Source organism: Microbacterium binotii (genome assembly GCF_021398715.1).
Classification (GTDB): domain Bacteria; phylum Actinomycetota; class Actinomycetes; order Actinomycetales; family Microbacteriaceae; genus Microbacterium; species Microbacterium binotii_A.
The window spans coordinates 71,977-90,535 of sequence record NZ_CP090347.1 but is presented as its reverse complement, the minus strand read 5'-3'; the positions used below and the strand labels follow the sequence as shown (position 1 = coordinate 90,535).

General features: G+C 69.5%; 19 protein-coding genes. 13 read left to right on the top strand and 6 right to left on the bottom strand.

The annotated features are described in order from the left end of the window. Window positions 1-114 precede the first annotated feature (114 nt). The 12 genes from LXM64_RS00450 (at window position 115) to LXM64_RS00395 (ending at window position 12,570) form a co-directional block, all read left to right on the top strand. On the top strand, window positions 115-813 hold the full coding sequence (locus LXM64_RS00450) for a DUF1684 domain-containing protein (protein WP_234074156.1): 699 nt from the start codon (window positions 115-117) through the stop codon (window positions 811-813). A 55-nt stretch (window positions 814-868) separates the two neighbouring features. After that, on the top strand, window positions 869-2,362 hold the full coding sequence (locus tag LXM64_RS00445; protein WP_234074155.1) for an ABC transporter substrate-binding protein: 1,494 nt from the start codon (window positions 869-871) through the stop codon (window positions 2,360-2,362). Window positions 2,363-2,422: 60 nt separating this feature from the next. Further along, window positions 2,423-3,385: an ABC transporter permease gene (locus LXM64_RS00440; RefSeq protein WP_234075503.1), complete on the top strand. Its 963-nt coding sequence runs from the start codon at window positions 2,423-2,425 to the stop codon at window positions 3,383-3,385. After that, window positions 3,382-4,254: an ABC transporter permease gene (locus LXM64_RS00435; protein ID WP_234074154.1), complete on the top strand. Its 873-nt coding sequence runs from the start codon at window positions 3,382-3,384 to the stop codon at window positions 4,252-4,254. Before LXM64_RS00440 ends, LXM64_RS00435 begins: the two co-directional genes overlap by 4 nt. Further along, on the top strand, window positions 4,251-5,060 hold the full coding sequence (locus tag LXM64_RS00430) for an ATP-binding cassette domain-containing protein (protein WP_234074153.1): 810 nt from the start codon (window positions 4,251-4,253) through the stop codon (window positions 5,058-5,060). The genes LXM64_RS00435 and LXM64_RS00430 overlap by 4 nt, the downstream gene beginning before the upstream one ends. Further along, window positions 5,057-5,812, top strand: a complete 756-nt coding sequence (locus tag LXM64_RS00425) for an ABC transporter ATP-binding protein (protein WP_234074152.1) — start codon at window positions 5,057-5,059, stop codon at window positions 5,810-5,812. The genes LXM64_RS00430 and LXM64_RS00425 overlap by 4 nt, the downstream gene beginning before the upstream one ends. Window positions 5,813-6,032: 220 nt before the next feature. Beyond that, window positions 6,033-6,713, top strand: coding sequence for a peptidylprolyl isomerase (locus LXM64_RS00420; RefSeq protein ID WP_234074151.1), 681 nt, complete (start codon window positions 6,033-6,035; stop codon window positions 6,711-6,713). Window positions 6,714-6,900: 187 nt separating this feature from the next. After that, complete coding sequence (gene argG / locus LXM64_RS00415; RefSeq protein ID WP_137418449.1) at window positions 6,901-8,343, top strand: argininosuccinate synthase; 1,443 nt, start codon at window positions 6,901-6,903, stop codon at window positions 8,341-8,343. Between the two features lie 48 nt (window positions 8,344-8,391). Further along, window positions 8,392-9,009, top strand: a complete 618-nt coding sequence (locus LXM64_RS00410; RefSeq protein WP_234074150.1) for a TetR/AcrR family transcriptional regulator — start codon at window positions 8,392-8,394, stop codon at window positions 9,007-9,009. Continuing rightward, window positions 9,009-9,638 carry a hypothetical protein gene (locus LXM64_RS00405; RefSeq protein WP_234074149.1) on the top strand — a complete coding sequence of 210 codons (630 nt, stop codon included), beginning with the start codon at window positions 9,009-9,011 and terminating at the stop codon, window positions 9,636-9,638. The genes LXM64_RS00410 and LXM64_RS00405 overlap by 1 nt, the downstream gene beginning before the upstream one ends. Beyond that, on the top strand, window positions 9,635-11,488 hold the full coding sequence (locus LXM64_RS00400; RefSeq protein WP_234074148.1) for a YhgE/Pip family protein: 1,854 nt from the start codon (window positions 9,635-9,637) through the stop codon (window positions 11,486-11,488). The genes LXM64_RS00405 and LXM64_RS00400 overlap by 4 nt, the downstream gene beginning before the upstream one ends. Window positions 11,489-11,835: 347 nt before the next feature. After that, window positions 11,836-12,570 (top strand): hypothetical protein, encoded by a 735-nt coding sequence (locus LXM64_RS00395; protein ID WP_234074147.1) that lies wholly within the window; start codon window positions 11,836-11,838, stop codon window positions 12,568-12,570. Window positions 12,571-12,628: 58 nt separating this feature from the next. Here LXM64_RS00395 and LXM64_RS00390 read toward each other — a convergent pair whose 3' ends face one another. Continuing rightward, window positions 12,629-13,483 carry an SDR family oxidoreductase gene (locus LXM64_RS00390; RefSeq protein ID WP_234074146.1) on the bottom strand — a complete coding sequence of 285 codons (855 nt, stop codon included), beginning with the start codon at window positions 13,481-13,483 and terminating at the stop codon, window positions 12,629-12,631. 97 nt (window positions 13,484-13,580) lie between these two features. Between LXM64_RS00390 and LXM64_RS00385 the strand changes: the two genes are divergently transcribed. Continuing rightward, the gene (locus LXM64_RS00385) at window positions 13,581-13,961 is read left to right on the top strand and encodes a winged helix-turn-helix transcriptional regulator (RefSeq protein WP_234074145.1); all 381 of its coding nucleotides are present in this window, start codon (window positions 13,581-13,583) and stop codon (window positions 13,959-13,961) included. A gap of 10 nt (window positions 13,962-13,971) precedes the next feature. Here the strand turns inward: LXM64_RS00385 and LXM64_RS00380 are convergent, their stop codons facing one another. The 5 genes from LXM64_RS00380 to LXM64_RS00360 form a co-directional block, all read right to left on the bottom strand. Further along, on the bottom strand, window positions 13,972-15,366 hold the full coding sequence (locus tag LXM64_RS00380) for a helix-turn-helix transcriptional regulator (protein ID WP_234074144.1): 1,395 nt from the start codon (window positions 15,364-15,366) through the stop codon (window positions 13,972-13,974). A 92-nt stretch (window positions 15,367-15,458) separates the two neighbouring features. Next, entirely contained in the window at window positions 15,459-15,980 is a 522-nt protein-coding gene (locus tag LXM64_RS00375; RefSeq protein ID WP_267955116.1) for a signal peptidase I, read from the bottom strand. Between the two features lie 86 nt (window positions 15,981-16,066). Next, window positions 16,067-16,729: a hypothetical protein gene (locus LXM64_RS00370; protein ID WP_234074143.1), complete on the bottom strand. Its 663-nt coding sequence runs from the start codon at window positions 16,727-16,729 to the stop codon at window positions 16,067-16,069. Between the two features lie 8 nt (window positions 16,730-16,737). Beyond that, window positions 16,738-18,018 (bottom strand): hypothetical protein, encoded by a 1,281-nt coding sequence (locus LXM64_RS00365; RefSeq protein ID WP_234074142.1) that lies wholly within the window; start codon window positions 18,016-18,018, stop codon window positions 16,738-16,740. Then, window positions 18,015-18,557 carry a hypothetical protein gene (locus LXM64_RS00360; RefSeq protein WP_234074141.1) on the bottom strand — a complete coding sequence of 181 codons (543 nt, stop codon included), beginning with the start codon at window positions 18,555-18,557 and terminating at the stop codon, window positions 18,015-18,017. The genes LXM64_RS00365 and LXM64_RS00360 overlap by 4 nt, the downstream gene beginning before the upstream one ends. Window positions 18,558-18,559 lie beyond the last annotated feature (2 nt).

Below are 18,559 nucleotides of genomic sequence, written 5' to 3'. Positions count from 1 at the left end.
TCTATCGAGCCGGTCTCGCGCGAGCGCGCGGGGAATATCCCGATCGCCCGGCGCATTGCCTTCCGTGACGCCCGATTGGGCACCACGCCCCCGAGTTCCGAGAATGGACGCATCATGTCCGCCCGTGAAGACCACGCCCGCTGGCACGCCGCGCGCGAACGCGCCGTCGCCGCCCCCACCGGGAACCTCGCCCTCGTCGAGACACGCTGGACCGGTGCTCGCACCGATCTCGGCGCCGCGCAGGCGTCGGCCGCGCCCACCGTGCAGGTGACCGAGGTCGAGCGCACCGACATCGACACCGGTGAGCCGCAGCACGGTCTGCGGTTCTGGGATGCGGCATCCCCCGCGATCGGCGCGTTCGAGCGCATCGACACCTACGACTACGACCCGGACTGGGTCATCGACGGCACGTTCCGCCCGGTGGAGGCCTCGCGAACCGTGCCGTTCGAGCACATCCGCGACAACGGCGGCACCCGCGATCTCATCGTGCCGGGCGACATCACCGCGACGATCGGCGGGGTGGAGCGCTCCCTCGCCGCCTTCGACGACGGCGGGAAGCTGCTGCTCGTGTTCGGCGACACCACCAACGGCGTGGAGACCTACGGGCCCGGTCGGTTCCTGTTCGTGCAACACGTCGAGGGCGACCCGCACGCCGTCGTGCTCGACTTCAACCGCGCCTTCGTACCGCCGTGCGGATTCTCCGCGCAGTACAACTGCCCGCTTCCGCCCGCATCCAACCGATTCGAGGTTCCGGTGCGCGCGGGCGAGAAGTCCGTCGTCTTCCGCGACGGCTTCGACATCTACGCCGTCTGACGCGGCGACGCACAGCATCCCGACCCCCACCCACAGCACCCTGGAGTATCCCCGCATGAGAAGACCTCTGCTCGCCGTGACGGCCGCCGCTGCTGCAGCCCTGCTGCTGGCCGGCTGCGCCGCCGGTTCCGGCACGGCCGAGAACGCCGACGACGCCACGATCGTGATCGGCTCGCTGTACGAGCCGCAGAACCTGAGCAACACGCAGGGCGGCGGTCAGGGCGTGACCGAGGCCTTCAACGGCAACGTCTACGAGGGGCTGTACAAGCTCACCGACGACGGCCAGGTGGAGCCGCTGCTCGCCGAGTCCGAAGAGGTCAGCGACGACGGCCTGACCTACACGATCACGCTGCGCGAGGGCGTCGAGTTCCACTCCGGCAAGAAGCTGACCTCGGCCGACGTCAAGGCGAGCGTCGAGGCCGTCCTCGCCGACGATTCGAAGTCGGCACGCAAGTCGAGCTTCGGCCCGATCGCGGACATCGCTACCCCCGACGAGAACACGGTCGTGTTCACGCTGTCGCAGCGCTCGATCTCGTTCCTCTACAACCTGAGCTACGTGTGGATCGTCAACACCGAGGCGGGCGATCTGACCACGACCGAGGACGGCACCGGCCCGTACACGCTCGACGAGTGGAAGCAGGGCAGCACACTGACCCTGAAGCGCTTCGACGACTACTGGGGCAGCCCCGCGAAGAACGCCGAGGTCGTCTTCACCTACTTCACCGATGCGACGGCCGAGAACAACGCGCTGCTGACGGGCGAGATCGACCTCATCACCAGCATCCAGGGCCCCGACCAGCTGGCGCAGTTCGACGGCAACAGCGACTACGTCGTGAGCGAGGGCACCTCGACCACGAAGGAGCTGCTCGCCTTCAACGACCGCGTCGCCCCGTTCGACAACGTCGACGTGCGCAAGGCCGTCTACTCGGCCATCGACACGAAGAAGCTGCTGACCTCAATCTGGGGCGACTACGGCACCCTCATCGGCTCGATGGTCCCGCCCACCGACCCCTGGTACGAGGACCTCACCGGCGTGAACCCCTACGACCCGGCGCTGTCCAAGACGCTTCTCGCACAGGCCGGCTACGCCGACGGTTTCACCTTCACCCTCGACACCCCGAGCTACGACCCGCATCCCGCCGTGGCGGAGTTCCTGCAGTCGCAGCTGGCGGAGGTCGGCATCACGGTCGAGATCAACACGATCAGCGCCGACGAGTGGTACACGAAGGTCTTCAAGGACCGCGACTTCACCGCCACCCTGCAGGAGCACGTGAACGACCGCGACGTGGTCTGGTACGGCAACCCGGACTTCTACTGGGGCTACGACAACGCGCAGGTGACCCAGTGGGTGTCCGAGGCAGAGCAGGCCACGACCGTCGACGAGCAGACCTCGCTGCTCAAGCAGGTCAACGAGCAGATCGCGGCCGATGCGGCTAGCGTGTGGCTGTACCTCTACCCGCAGATCGTCGTCGCCTCCAGCGACGTCAGCGGGTACCCGGTCAACGGCTTGAACTCGCAGTTCTTCGCCTACGACATCGTCAAGTCCTGATCGACGGATGATGCCGCCGACCGACCGGGTCGGCGGCATCATCCATTCCCGGTGAACCCCATGGTCGTCTATCTGCTGCGTCGGGCCGCGTTCCTCGCGGTCTCCCTCGTCGTCGCCATGGTCGTCATCTTCGTCCTGCTGCGACTGCTGCCCGGCGACCCCGCCAATGCCCTGCTCTCGGTGGATGCGACCCCGGAGCAGATCGCTGCCGCCCGCGCCCAGGTCGGCTCCGACCAGCCACTGGTCCAGCAGTTCGCGACCTGGGCCGCGCAGCTGCTGCGCCTCGACCTCGGCGAGTCGTACATCTCGTCCCGGTCGGTCGGCGACGAGGTCGCGGCGCGGCTGGCGATCACGCTTCCGCTCACCCTGCTCGCCTTCGGCCTGGCGCTCGTCGTCTCGCTCATCGTGGGCATCACCGCCGCGGTGAAGGCCGACCGCTGGTACGGCATCGTGCTGTCGGGGTTCGCGCAGCTCGGGGTGGCGGTTCCGGTGTTCTGGGTCGGCGTCATCCTGGTGTGGATCTTCGCCCTCCAACTGGGCTTGCTTCCCTCGGGAGGATTCCCCCGCCGCGACTGGGAGGATCCCGCCGACGCCCTCCGCTCGCTGACGCTGCCGGTCATCACGATCGCGATCGTGATGAGCGCGTCGCTCAGTCGCTACGTGCGCGCCGCGACCCTCGACGTGCTCGGCAGCGACTACCTGCGGACCGCCCGGGCGGGCGGCGCCTCCCGCGCCGAGGCGCTCCTGCGTCACGGGGTGCGAAACGGCGCCGTGCCGGTCGTCGCCGTGCTCGGTATCGAGCTCTCCACGACCCTGCTGGGCGCCGTCGTCGTGGAGAGCGTCTTCACGCTGCCGGGGCTCGGCAGCATGCTGCTCACCGGTATCGAGCAGCACGACTTCGCCAACATCCAGGGCGTCCTCGTGGTCAGCACCCTGTTCGTGCTCCTCGTCGGTTTCGCCGCCGACGTGGTGCAGCGTCTGATCGACCCGCGCCTGCGCACGAGCGTCTCGGGCAACCGATGAGCGGCGCGGAGCTGAAGGCGCGGACGGATGCGGTGGCCACCGCATCCGTCCGGCGGCGCCGGCCGCACGCCACCCTGATCATCGGGATCGTGCTGGTGGGACTCGTCGTGCTCACCGCGATCGTCTCGCTCGTCTGGCTGCCGTATCCGCTGAGCGACATCAGCGGCGACCGGCTCGAACCGCCGGGCCCCGCGCACCTGCTCGGCACCGACCGCTTGGGGCGCGACCTGCTGAGCCAGCTCATGGTGGGCGCCCGCATCGCTCTGACGGTCGGGGCGGGCGCGGTGCTGATCGCCGCCGTGATCGGGATCTCGCTGGGGCTCGTGGCCGCGTTCGCCCGCCCGTGGCTCGACGACACGCTCTCGGCCGCTCTCGACGTGGTGATCGCGTTCCCCGTCCTGCTGCTCGCGATGCTCGTGGTCGCCGTACAGGGCCCGTCGCTGTTCTCGGCGATCCTCGCGATCGGGCTGGCGATGTCGGCCGTGGTCGCCCGGTTGACCCGCATCCTTGCGCGCCGCGTCCTCGGCGAGCAGTACGTGATCGCGGCACGCACGAGCGGGACGCGCCTGGGAGGCATCATCCGCCAGCACGTCCTGCCCAACATCGCGCCGACGCTGCTCGTGAGCCTCGCGCTGCAGTTCGGCATCGCGGTGCTCGCGGAGGCGAGCCTGTCGTACCTCGGTCTCGGGGCCCCGCCGCCCAACGCATCGTGGGGGCGCATGCTGCAGGAGGCGCAGGGCACCGTGCTGACCGCACCCGTGGGGGCCATCGCGCCCGGCATCGCGATCGTGGCGCTCGTGCTGGGCATCAACTTCCTCGCCGACGGACTGCGCGAGTGGACCGACCCGACCCGTCGGAGGTCGCGATGAGCCTTCTCTCGGTGGCCGGACTGTCGGTGCGCGCCGGCGATGTCACGCCCGTACGCGACATCTCGTTCGAGGTCGCGCCCGGCGAGCGCGTCGGGGTGATCGGCGAGTCCGGATCCGGAAAGTCGCTCACCGCCCTCGCGGTGCTGGGTCTGCTGCCGCAGGCGTTGTCCGCATCCGGTTCGATCCGGCTCGACGACCGGGAGGTCGTCGGCACGCGGGATGCGGACCTGCGGAGCCTGCGGGGCCCCGTCGCGCAGATCGTGTTCCAGGAGCCGCTGACCGCCCTCGACCCGCTGATGCGGGTGGGGAATCAGATCGCCGAGCCGCTGCGGCGCTGGCGGGGGCTCCGCGGCGCGGCGCTGCGCGATGCCGTCGCCGCGGCACTGGCGGAGGTCGCCCTACCCGACTCCCGCATCGCTCGCGCGTACCCGCACGAGCTGTCGGGCGGTCAGCGTCAGCGCATCGCCATCGCGATCGCGCTGGCGGCTCAGCCGCGTCTGCTGATCGCGGATGAGCCGACCACGGCCCTGGACGTCACGGTGCAGGACGGCGTGCTCGCGCTGCTCGAGCGCCTGGTCGCCGACCGCGGGATGGCACTGCTGTTCATCAGTCACGACCTCGCGGTGATCTCCCGTATGGCCGAGCGTGTGATCGTGCTGCGCCAGGGCTCGATGATCGAACAGGGGACGGTGGCGTCGGTGCTCACCGAGCCCGCGCACCCGTACACGGCGCAGCTGATCGGCAGTGCACGCATCCTCGACACGGCCCTCGACGCGGGTCCGCGGGACGAAGGGGGTGCGCGATGAGCGTGCTGGAGCTTCGCACGGCCGGGTTCGCGTACGGGTCGCAGACCGTTCTCGAAGACGTGTCGCTCTCCGTCGGCGCCGGCGAGTCCGTGGGCCTCGTGGGCGAGTCGGGCGCGGGCAAGTCCACGATCCTGCGCCTGCTGCTGGGACTGTCGCGTCCGCGCGACGGCGAGGTGCGCTTCGACGACGCGCCCCTCGTCCTGCGCGATCGCGCGCTCATGCGGCGGTTCCGCGCGAGCGTGCAGCCCGTCTTCCAGGACCCGTACTCATCGCTCGATCCACGTCAGCGCATCGATCGGATCGTCGGGGAGCCGCTGCGCTCGCTGGGCCTCGCGGCGGGAGCGGATGCGGCCGCCCGCGTCGCCGAGTCGGTCGCCGCCGTGGGGCTGTCCCCGGACACCCTCGAGCGCTATCCGCACGAGTTCTCGGGCGGCCAGCGCCAGCGCATCGCGATCGCCCGGGCGATCGTGTCGCGTCCGCGCGTGCTCCTCGCCGACGAGCCGGTGAGCGCGCTGGATGTGACCACACGCGTGCAGGTCATCGAGCTCCTCGCCCGCCTGCGCGAGGAGACGGGCCTCGCCCTGATGATGGTCTCGCACGACCTCGGTGCCGTCGCCGCCCTGTGCGAGCGGACGGTGGTGCTGCAGCACGGCCGTGTCGTGGAGGAGGCGCCGACCGCCCGCATCCTCACCGCCGCCGAGACCCCCTACGCCCGCGAGCTGGTCGCCGCGGTCCCCCGCCTCCCCCGCTGACCCCGCGCACCGGTCACCCCCTTTGCCCGAGTTGCGTCGCGGGTGCGCAAACGCCACACTTTTGCGCACCCGCGCCTGAGAACAACTGTGGCGGGTGCGCAGAAGTGTGGCAGTTCGCATCCGGCGTCCCGCCCACACCGCACCCCGCGACGGCGGAGCACCCTGGCCGGATCCACGAGGGCCACATCGCGAATCCCATGCGCACGGATACGCTGACTGCATGCGTGCCCGACTCCTCGCTCTCCCCCTCGCCGTCGCCGCCCTCGCCCTCCTTGCCGGGTGCGCGAGCGCGGCCCCCGCCCCCGCCCTCACCGCCCAGAGCACGGCCCCGTCTGCTGCAACAGAGACGGCCGGTACCTGCACCTACTCCGCCGGTGGCGCCGCCGCACGCGACGTGACCGCACCGCCGACCGAGCCCGCGGTCACCGGCACCGTCGCGGTGACGCTGCAGACCTCCGCGGGCGACATCCCGATCGGCATGGATGCGGACCGCACCCCCTGCACGGTGAACAGCTTCGTCTCCCTCGCCACCCAGGGCTACTACACCGACACGAACTGCCACCGGCTCACGACCTCCGGCATCTTCGTCCTGCAGTGCGGCGATCCCACAGCGACCGGAATGGGCGGACCCGGCTACCGCTATGGCGACGAGCTCGACGGATCCGAGACGTACCCCGCCGGAACCGTCGCCATGGCCAACGCCGGCCCCGGCACGAACGGCTCGCAGTTCTTCCTCGTTTACGAGGACACCCGCCTGGATCCGGACTACACGGTGTTCGGGCAGATGGATGCGGCCGGCATCGCCGTCGTGCAGCAGATCGCCGCAGCCGGCACCGACAGCGGCGGCGGCGACGGGAAGCCCAAGACCCCGGTCACCATCACGGGCGTGACCGTCGGCTGAGCGCGGCCGCCGGGTCCATTCAGCGTCGAGCGAGCATCCTTTCGCCGACCGAGCATCCGATCGAATGCGCACTCGGTGAACGTGTGCGCATTCGGCGAGTAGTCGGAGCTCGCAGCACGGCACAGGACGACAGTCCACAGCACCCGGCGGCACGGGCCGCATCCGTCGGCTCAGTAGAATCGAGAGCATGTCCAAGGTCCTGCAGTCCCTGCCCGTCGGCGAGCGCGTCGGCATCGCGTTCTCCGGAGGCCTCGACACCTCCGTCGCCGTCGCGTGGATGCGCGACAAGGGCGCCGTACCCTGCACCTACACGGGAGACCTCGGCCAGCCCGACGAGGACGACATCGCGTCGATCCCGGGCCGTGCACTGCAGTACGGCGCGGAGGTCTCGCGGCTGGTCGACTGCAAGACCGCGCTGGTCGAGGAGGGCTTCGTGGCGCTCGCCTGCGGCGCCTTCCACATCCGCAGCGGCGGACGCACCTACTTCAACACGACGCCCCTCGGCCGTGCGGTGACGGGGACCCTCCTGGTTCGCGCCATGAAGGAGGACGGCGTCGACATCTGGGGCGACGGTTCCACCTACAAGGGCAACGACATCGAGCGGTTCTACCGCTACGGCCTGCTCGCCAACCCCGCGCTGCGCATCTACAAGCCGTGGCTGGATGCGGACTTCGTCACCGAGCTGGGTGGTCGCAAGGAGATGAGCGAGTGGCTCGTCGCGCATGACTTCCCGTACCGTGACAGCGCCGAGAAGGCGTACTCGACCGACGCGAACATCTGGGGCGCGACGCACGAGGCCAAGACGCTCGAGCACCTCGACGTGTCGCTGGAGACCGTGGAGCCCATCATGGGCGTGCGGTTCTGGGACCCGGCCGTGGAGATCGCCACGGAGGACGTGACGGTCACCTTCGAGCGCGGGCGCCCCGTCGCCCTCAACGGCGTCGAGTACACCGATCCGGTCGAGCTCGTGTTCGAGGCGAACCGCATCGGCGGACGTCACGGCCTGGGCATGAGCGACCAGATCGAGAACCGCATCATCGAGGCCAAGTCGCGCGGCATCTACGAGGCGCCCGGCATGGCGCTGCTGTTCATCGCCTACGAGCGTCTCGTCAACGCGATCCTCAACGAGGACACCCTCGCGACATACCACGAGCAGGGACGCCGTCTCGGCCGCCTGATGTACGAGGGGCGCTGGCTGGAGCCGCAGTCGCTCATGCTGCGCGAGTCGATCCAGAAATGGGTCGGATCCTCCATCACGGGCGAGGTGACCCTGCGTCTGCGCCGCGGCGAGGACTACTCGGTGCTCGACACGACCGCTCCCCACATGTCCTACGGACCGGAGAAGCTGTCGATGGAGCGCGTGGGCGACGCGGCGTTCGGGCCCACCGACCGCATCGGGCAGCTCACGATGCGCAACCTGGACATCCAGGACTCGCGCGCACGTCTCGAGCAGTACGCGGGTCTGGGGCTCATCGGCGGCGCGACCGGCGCGCTGATGGGCGAGCTGCGGCGCGGTGCCGCGGACGAGATCGTCGAGCACGCGGAGCCCTACGACGCCGAGCGCGAGGATCTCGCCGAGGCGACGGATGCGGTCAACGAGGCCTCCGCTTTCGACTCCGGAACCGACTGAGCGAAAAACTGCACACCAGTGTGCAGTTTTGGGCGTAGACTTCCCGTCATGCCCACCGCTGTTTCGTCGCGCCCTGACGCCCTGCGCAACCGCGCGGCGCTCGTCGAGGCCGCCACTTCTCTGATCGCGCGCGATCCGCACGCTTCCATCGCCTCGATCGCCGAGGCTGCAGGCGTCAGCCGCCGCGCCGTGTACGGCCACTTCCCCGACCGCGGCGCCCTCGTGGCCGAACTCGTCCGCTCCGGGGCTGAGCGTTTCAACGCCCTCGCTGCCGAGACGATCACCGACGAGCCGGCGCCCCTCGCTCTCGCTCGACTGACGGCTCGCCTCTGGGACGAGGCCGCGCAGGTGCAGGTCGCCGCATCCCTCGCGCTCGACGACGCGCACATCGAGCAGACCGCCTACATCCTCGCCCCCGTGCGTCGCCGCCTGATGGCGATCGTGCGCGAGGGACAGGATGCCGGGACGCTGCGCACGGACCTGACCGCAGCGACGCTCGCGCGACTCATCGAGGAGGCGGCGCGCATGGTGATCACCCGTATCGATGCGGCGAGTTCTCACGCGCGCGGCCTCGCGGTGCGTACCGTGCTCAGTATCGCCGGACTCTCCTGGCGCGAGACGGACGCGCTGCTCGAGACCCACCCCGAGCTCGCGGAGGAGGACTGATGCGCGTCGAGGCGATCACCGTCAGCAAGGGGCGTGGCGGCCAGGCGCTGGCGCCCGTGTCGCTCGCTTACGAGAGCGGGAGCGCGAGACTCGCGACCGCGGAGACCGAGCAGCGCCCCACGGTTCTGGGACTCATCGCGAGCGGGCGCATGCGGCCCGACACCGGAGTCGTGCTGATCGGCGGCGCGGAGGACAACTCCGCGGTGCGCCGCAAGGTCGCCCTCGTCGACGCGCCCGACGTGTCGGATCCCGCTCCCAACGTCACGGTGTTCACGGTCGTGTCCGAGGAGCTCATGTTCGCGGGGAGACCCTCGAACCCGATCGCGACGAAGGCGTGGCTCACCGAGGCCGGCCTGCTGGAGATCTCGCGCACCCCCATCGCCGACGTCGCTCCCGCCGATCGGTTGCGCATCCTGCTGGAGCTCAGCGTGCTGCGTCCGGATGTGGAGGCCCTCGTACTCGTCTCCCCCGACCGACACGGCGGCGATCCGCGCGTGTGGTGGGAGCTCGCGGAGGAGTTCGCCGGCCGCGGACTCGCCGTGCTGGTGATCGCCGGCCAGGCGGCCGGTGCGGTTCTCGCGGGCCGCGCCGAGCGGGCCGAGATGGATGAGGCGGAGGTGGCGCGATGAAGGTTCCCGCGATGATCACGGCGGAACTGCGCCGACTGACGTCCACGAAGATGTCGGTCATCGCCCTGATCGCCCTCATGTGCGTGCCGGTGCTCTACGGCGGCCTGTACCTGTGGGCCAACCAGGATCCGTACGGCCGCCTCGACCAGGTGCCCGTCGGTCTCGTCGTGCTGGATGCGGGCGTGACCGAGAACGGCGAGACCACGAACTACGGCGACGAGGTCGCGGACAACCTCGTGAAGGACGGCACGTTCGACTGGCAGCGGATGAGCGCCGAGGGCGCCCAGGACGCCCTGAAGCACGGCGCCGTGGACTTCACCGTCACGATCCCGGCCGACTTCTCCGACGCCCTGCAGTCGGCTGCCGGGACCTCGCCGCGCCAGGCGGGGCTGGAGCTGTCGACCAACGACGCGAACAACTACCTCGCCTCCACGATCGGCTCCCAGGCGATCGAGAAGATCCGCGCCTCGGTGGCCAAGCTGGTCGGCACCCAGGCCGCGAACCGTCTGTTGACGGCGATCAGCGACATCCGGGGCAATCTCGTCACCGCGGCCGACGGCGCCTCCCAGCTGGCCGACGGCGCAGCATCCGCTCTGGCAGGATCCCAGAAGCTCGGCGACGGCGCCTCCCAGCTCGCCGACGGGACGGCCCAGCTCTCCTCCGGCGCCTCCCAACTCGCCGGCGGAGCGTCGCAGCTCGCCGACGGCGCGAGCCAGGTGGCGGCGGGCACGGCGACGCTCGACGGATACGCCGACCGCGCGGCCTCGGCATCGCAGGGCCTGGTGAACGATCTGCCCGCCATCCGCTCCGCGATCGCCGACGAGCTCGCCGCGCGCGGGCTCACTCCCGACGAGATCGACGCCGTGCTCGCGCGACTCGACACCCTCGGCGGCGACGTGTCGTCCGCGAACGACCGGGTGCAGTCCGCCGTGAGTCAGATCGACCGGCTGAACGCCGGCGCTGCGCAGGTGTCGCAGGGAGCGGCGAGTCTTGCGAGCGGGGCGGCGCAGCTCGCCGACGGCGCAGCGTCCGCGGCCGACGGTGCGGCCGCGCTCCGCGACGGCACCGGCACGCTCACCTCTGGTCTGGCCCAGCTGGACGACGGCGCGGATCAGCTCTCGAGCGGGCTCGCCGACGGCGTGGCGCAGATCCCCGACTCCGACGCGGCGCTGCGCGAAAAGCAGGCCGACACGATCGCCGATCCCGTGGATGTGGAATCGAGCAAGGTCGCGGCGGCGGCGGACTACGGCGCGGGGCTCGCCCCCTTCTTCGCCTCGCTCGCGGGCTGGATCGGCATCTACGCGCTGTTCCTGATCGTGAAGCCGATCTCGCGCCGGGCGGTCACGGCGCTGCACTCCCCCGTCCGCATCACCCTGGCGGGGTGGCTGACACCGGGACTTCTGGGCGGCATCCAGATGATCGCGTTGTTCGGCGTGCTGTCGCTCGCGCTCGGCTTCACGTTCGCGAACCCGCTCGCGACGCTCGGCATCATGGTGCTCGCCTCGCTGACGTACGCGGCGATCATCCTGGCGCTGAACGTGTGGTTCGGGTCGGTCGGCCAGTTCCTGGGTCTCGTGCTCATGGTCCTGCAGCTCGTGACGGCGGGCGGGACGTTCCCATGGCAGACGCTCCCGGCACCGCTGACGGGGCTGCATCACGTGCTGCCGATGGGCTTCGTCGTCGACGCGATGAGACAGCTCATGTACGGCGGTGACATCGCCCGGATCGGCAGCGACATCACCGTGCTCCTCACCTGGATGCTGGGCGCCCTGGTGCTCGCCGCGCTGGGTGTCACACGGATGACGCACAAGCGCACCCTCCGCGACCTGGCCCCCTCCCTCATCGGCTAGCCGCGCATCCGCGCGGCGTCCGCTCTCAGGGCCGCGAGACTGCATCTCGCGCACGAGATCACGGGTAATGACGGTGATCTCGTGACGGAGATGCAGTCTCGCGGGATGGGTTCGACGCGGGGAAGGATGCGAGCGCATACACCGCACGCCCAGGGTCCTGCCACGGTTCGTCCAGAAAGCCCCCCTACCGTGTGCAGGTCGCCCGCGAGCCCGAACTCGCACGGCGGCAGCCCCGACGACGGGGCCTGTCCACCCTGCTGGCGCAGCGCGTGATCGTCCCCGACGTCCCTCGCGCCCGCGCGTTCTCCGTGCCCCGCGTCAGGCAGGCCGCTTGACCCTGGAGCCCTATGCCCCGCTTTCGTCGCGCCCTGTTGAGCGCTGCCGCCCTCGTGGTGGCCGTCCCCCTCCTTCTTCCCACGGCAGCGTTCGCAGCCTCCGACGACGCGGCTCCCACGCCGACCCCGTCGGCCTCCACCCCTCCCGCCGATCCCGCACCGCGCGCGATCGACCTCGATGCGTCGCTCTACCTCACGCTGGCGCGCTCCGTCTCCGCTTCGGCGGTCGGGAAGGCCGACACCACGACGCTCGACAAGGAGATCGCCCGATTGAGCTCGTCCACAGAGCTCTCGGATGCGGTCGCCGAAGCGTCCATCACCGTGCTGCGCGATGCGACGTCTCGCGTCACCGCCGAGCGGGATGCCTACGACGCCCGTGTCGCCGCCGAGCAGCAGGCCGCCGCCGAAGCGGCTGCTGCGGCGCTCGCGCAGGCCAACACGCCCGACGGCGCTCGTGCCGCGGCCCGCACGATGGCGGCTGAGAACTACGGCTGGGGTGACGATCAGTTCTCGTGCCTCGAGTCGCTGTGGCAGCGCGAATCGAGCTGGAACTACCAGGCGTACAACGACGGGAGCGGTGCGACCGGCATCCCGCAGGCGCTGCCAGGATCGAAGATGGCCTCGGCCGGCGACGACTGGCAGACCTCCGCGATCACGCAGATCCGCTGGGGCTTGGACTACATCGACCGTGCCTACGGCACGCCGTGCGCGGCGTGGGGCCACTCGCAGGCCACCAACTGGTACTGAGAGCCCTCATGACGAAGGGGCACCCGCATCGCGCGGGTGCCCCTTCGTCGTTCCGGCGTCAGAGCGCGGCGCGGAGCCCCTCGACGAGCGATGTGGTCGGGCGGCCGATGAGCTGCGACAGCGTGTGGTCCTGGGAGTCGAGAGCGCCCGCGGCGATTCCCGCGTCCAGCGCGGCGACGAAGCCGGCCGTTCCCTCATCCAGCCCGGCGCCACGCAGAGCCTCGAGCAGGTGCTCCTCGGACAGAGCCACATACGTCACGTCGCGCCCGTGGATCTCCGTTGCGGCAGCGGCGAGATCGGCGTAGCCGAACGCCACGTCACCGGCGAGCTCGAGCACGCGCCCGAGGTAGGCATCGTCCGTCGCGACGACCGCGGCCGCCTCGGCGAAGTCCGCACGGGCGGCGGCCGCGACCTTCCCGTCGGCGACGGCGGCGGCGATCACGCCCGATTCGGCGGCACGGGCAACATCCTGCGCGTAGTTCTCGATGTACCAGTTGTTGCGGAGGATCGTGTGGGGCAGGCCGGATGCGGCGAGCGCCTCCTCCGTCGCGACGTGCTCCGCAGCCAGCGGCAGCGGGCTCGTCGTCGCGTGGTAGAGGCTCGTGTAGATCAGCCCCCCGACCTTCGCGGCCACGGCGGCGTCGATGACCGCCTGGTGCTGGGCGAGACGCTTGCCCACCTCGGAGCCCGAGACGAGCACGACGCGGTCGATCCCGGCGAATGCGGCGTCGAGGGTTTCGGGTGCGTCGTAGTCGACGACGGCGGTGCGCACGCCGCGCTCGGCGAGGTCGGCGACCTTGTCGAGGCTGCGGGAGCCTGCGACGACGTCGGATGCGGCGACGCCGCGGGCGAGCAGGCTTTCGACGATGAGGCGGCCGAGGTGTCCGCTGGCGGCGGTGACGAGAACGGTCATGGGGTGTCCTTTCGATCCGGTACGTGGGGGTAAGCCCACCTTCCGCCTGAGACATTCCCTTTGTCAGGTACCCACTTTGGAGTAAGGTACCCACGTCATGGTGAGTTTTGTGAAATTACAGGCCCTGCCCGAGGGATTGTTCACGCACGCGTGCCCCACGAGAACGGTGCTCGACCACGTGATGAGCCGGTGGGGCGTGCTCGTGCTCTCGGCGCTCGTGGGCGGAACGCTCCGTTGGAGCGAGCTTCGACGCGCCGTCGACGGCATCAGCGAGAAGATGCTCGCATCGACGCTGCGTCAGCTCACCGCGGACGGCTTCGTCGAGCGGGAGTCGTTTCCCACGGTGCCGCCCCACGTCGAGTACCGGTTGACTGATCGGGGCCGGGACCTCATGGCGCGCATGCTGCCGCTGCTGGAGTGGATCGCCGTCAACGCCGACGACATCGTGGCGGGGGAGTCGGAGCCGGCCACGGCGTAGCCCGAGCCGGTCAGCGCGGATCGGGGCGTTCGTTGACCCTGTCGATGATGCCTCGCCGCGCCGCCTCAGCGATCGCCTCGGTTCGCGATGCGACCCCGAGACGCCGATAGATCGACTTGAGCTGTGTCTTCACGGTGTTCGCGCTGACGCGAAGCGTCGCAGCAGCTTCCTCCACCGTGTCACCCTCCGCGATCCGAGCGAGAACGACCCGCTCACGCCGGCTGAGGACGGCTCCGGACCGCGAGACCGGTTGGCGCGATCCGCCTCCTCGTGTCGGTGTCTGGTCGACATCGCGATAGACGAGACGCAGTCTCTCCAACCGCTCGCGCTGCACGATCTCGGCCGCTTCCTGGAGGGCTGCTTGTGCGGGGATGCCTTGCGTCTTCGTCGAGAGGATGAGGAGAAGCTCCGCGCGCGTCGCCGCTCCGAGCTCGCCGTCGTCGAGGAGTCGTTGCGCATGGCGGACCGCCACCGCGTGCGTTGCCTCCATCGCCAGCAGTGCGCAGAACGACAGCGGGGAGTCGCGAGTCTCCTCGAGGATCATGCCGTCGCCTTCCGGATCCTTGCCCAGAAGAGCGCGAAGAAGGAATCGCTGACTTCGCAAGACATCCCATCCGAGCGAGCCCGGCATCACGATGCGCGAGCTGGGAACGGCTTCGTCCAGCAGCTGCGCCGCAGCCTCTCCATCGTCGCGGCTGAGCGTCCATCGCGCCCGAGCGAGCAGGAGCAGAGGCCACAACTCGTCGAGCACATCGTCGCTCAAGCGGGAGAGCAGACGACCGGCGCCGGGATCAGCCCGTTCCACCGCCATCAGCGCGCGGGCGAGAAGCAACCGCTCGTCATCGACGCGCACCAGCCAGCCGCTTCCTGCGAGGATCTTCTCAGCTCTCGCGATCGCATCAGCGGCGGCGTTCAGCTCTCCGCCCGCTGCGTGGGCGAGCGCGAGGACCGCCAGGAGATGACGCCGGAGTCGGCGGTGTTCCCTTCCCGCAATCCGCAAGGCGCGCTCAGCTTCGCGGGCAGCCTCCCGGAATCGACCCCGCAGCACCTCGGTGAGGGCGATCTCCGCTCGCATGAGAGCGTCGGTGTCGACTCGATCGCCGACCGGCCTGTGCTCGAGCCGCTCGCGCAGCGAGTCTGCGAATGCCGCCGCCTCGACGAGATCTCCGCGGCGACGGTGAAAGATCACCCCTCCCACCAGGAACGCATCGATGTCCTCATCCGCCGGGTCATCCCACGCAGCGATCGAAGGCCACGCCCCTGTCGGCACCGGGCCGGCGAGCCTGTCGAGCAGCGCTGTGCGATGCAGAACATCGAGACCTCCGCCGATATGCGCGCCGCGCGCGACCAGCTCGTCGACGAGTCGAGAGGCCTCGACGGGATCGTCGAGCACGGCGCTCAGCAAACCCGCCTCCTCCGCCCCCCCGATATCCCTGGAACTCGTCTGACGATCGTCGTCGTGATCAGGATCCGACGGGTGCGGTGCCGCCGTTTCGCTCACGTTCCCGCCTTGCGGCTCGCGCGCGTCTCCTCGACGACGCCACCCGATTCCCTCTGCTCACCCGGCGCACGCGTGGTACCGAGCCGTCCCGGGTCGAGGACGAACAGTCCGAGGAGGAAGACGGCGACGCCGCCGATGATGAACCAGCCGCTTCCGCTCTGGAGTGCGAGGGTGATGTACCCCAAACCGACGATGTGGAACAGATACTTGCCGACCGTCGCGACCTCATACGGCTGCGGATCATCTGTCTCGTTCGCGTCGCCGCGCAGAACCAGCGATGCTCCTTCGCCGCCGACCGGTGTCGCCTCGACCACGCGGTGCGTCACCAACCCGAGATCTCTCGGCCTCTGGACCGTGACGATGTCCCCCACGACGATGTCCCTGGCGGACACCTCCTGTGTGAACACGACCGATCCGACCGGGATGCCTGGAGCCATCGACCCGGAGATTACGACGACCGGTCGCACTCCGGTCAAGAGCGCGAGAAGGAACACCGCGATGCACGCAGCACCGAGCACACCTGCGAGCGTGAGGACGCCGGATCTGATCGCACCGTAGATGCGCAGACCCCGACTCGCCGCAAAGCCATCTCCTCGACGTCGACTCACGGAGTCACCGAGCTCGAGTGGAAACGGATACCCAGTGCTGCCTGCCCACCGTTGTAGTTCTCCACTCCCGGGGCATCCGGATAGGCGATGGTCAAGGTGAAGGATGTTGCGGTTCCGGCAGCGCCGGCGACGTACGGGTCGCCATCGGCGAGCGGGTCGAGATCTCGTGCGGCGAGTGTCCCCAAAGAGGCAGTCGCTTGGTCCCAGCTCACGTCTGTGAACAGCGGATCCCCCGCGGCGTTCACCGCGCTGAAGCGCAGCAGCGGTGTGATGTTCGGCACACTGGGAGACACAGCGCCGTCGCCGTTTCGTAGCACGACGGCGAAAGTCACGTCGGCGGCGAGTCGTTCCGTGTTGTTGAACACGGAGATGTTCGTCGATATCTCATGGCCCGGGACGAGCTGATCCGCGTCGGCGACCACCCAGTCGTACCCGGTGGGCTCGGTCGCCTGCTCCACGAGACCGCCAGGGGTGACCACGGCGATGTCGAAGACTCCCGCGAACCCCACTCCCGCGGTGCCGAGGTTGAGATTCGCCTGGTCGGTGAGCGCGGCGCTGGAAACCCCCAGCCCCGCGAGCAGCAGAGCTCCCGCGGCGACCGCGGCGCGGGCTGCATCCCACCGCCGCACCTTCCGCAGTCGCGCGCGGCGCCTGGTCATCGCCGCCCTCATTTCGCCACCACCTGCAGGACGTTCTGACCCGAGAAGAGGATCTGTCGATTCGTCGTCTGCGTGCCGACCGGCAGACCGATCGCTCCCTGGGGGTTGTAGCCGCGGCCCCAGAAGGTGCCATCGGCTCGCTGCCAGAGGTAATAGCCCTGGCCCGCGGCGTACTGGACGATGTTCGAATCGAGGATGGCCGGCAGCTGCGGGTTTGCGCCGTAGTCGTCCGATGCTCCGTAGCCCCAGAGCCGGTTCTGGTTGTCCATGAAGACCGCCCCGGTGTATCCGAACTGCATCGAAACGATGCCGCTCAACGTGGGGATGACAGCGGGTGAGGTCGGACCGCCTCGCCCGGTCCGCGTCGAATTGGAGCCCCAGCTGACCACAGTCCCGTTGGAGAGCAGAGCGGCACCCATCCCGATCCCGCCATCAACGGCCACGATGTAGGGGGAGCCGGCGGCGACGTTGCTCTTCATCCATGAGGAGAGAGCGCTCACCTTGGTGGCGTTCGCGCCGGCATTCGGCGTTCCTGGAGGAAGGCTGTTGGTCGGCGTGCCTCCCCAGTAGTACACGTCGCCGTTCTCGAGGATCACGAAGAAGTTCGTGTAGGCGCCCTTGAGGTAGACGGGGCGCTGACCCGCGATCGTCGGGTCGGGCAAGCCCGCGAGCTTGCTCGCGCCAGCGCCACTGTTCCCGCCATAGCCGTCGGGGTATCCCCAGTGCCAGACCGTTCCATCGGATCTGATGGCGGCTCCGGCTGTCTCCGTGGTCGAGAGGGCCACAACCGAGTCAAGCAGGGGCCCCGTGCCGTTCCAGGCGGTGCCTATGCGCACACGCTGAGGAGCATTGCCCGTCCGGCTGGAGTCGGTGCCGTTGCGCACGTCGGTCAGACCCCAGCCCCAGATGTGACCGGAGGAATCGAGCGCGTTTGCCTCGTAGATCATGCCACTCACCTGCGAGATGGTCGTGCCGGCCGGGAACGGCACCTGCTGCGGCGGCCGCTGGCCGCCGGCGTTCGCCGCCCCGCCGTTGATGTTCAGAGACGTGAGGCCCCAGACATACACCTTTCCGTCGGTCGATAGGCCGAGACCCGTGTCGACCATGCGCGAGTTGCGAGACAGACCGGGTGTGACGGGAGGCGCGGCGACCACACCGATGGCATCCGTGCGAGCGAAGGCATCATCGCGATAGGCGGCGGCACTCGGGATCACCGATGCACCCACCGTCACTCCGGCCAGCGCCAGAGCCAGCAGGGCCAGCGCGCGGCGTCGAGTGATGTTCGTCATGCGTGGGTTTCCTTTCGCCGACGCGAGAGAGTAAGCCAGAGTCCCGAAAGCACGGCGACCGCGCCGACCGCAACGACCCCCACGACGCCGACGAGGTCGCTACCCGTGATCGCCAACGCGGTCGGTCCTTCAGAGGACACGGCGGTGAACCTGAAGTCGAGGGTCGCCGAGGCGGCCTGGTAGGAGTTGTCCGCGTTCTGCGGCAGGGTCGCCGAGCCGACGAGCGCATACTCTGCGCCTCCGACGAGCGAGGGGAGCTCCCATGAGCTCCCGAGCAGCTCCTGTGGGCTGCCCTCCGCGACCACGAGCGACGTCCCGCTTTCGCGGATCGTGATCATGATGGGCGTCGGACCCTGGAGGAGACGACCATCATCACCGGAGATGCTCAGCTCGATCGGAAGAGCTCCGGAGGTGAGGTTGCGCACCGACATGTCCCACGTGACCGTCTCACCGGGCGCGGGCGCGGTGATGCTGACCGATGCCGGGGTGGCGTCAATAAGATCCTGTGCTGCCTGCGCGGCTGATGGAGCCGCGCTCATCA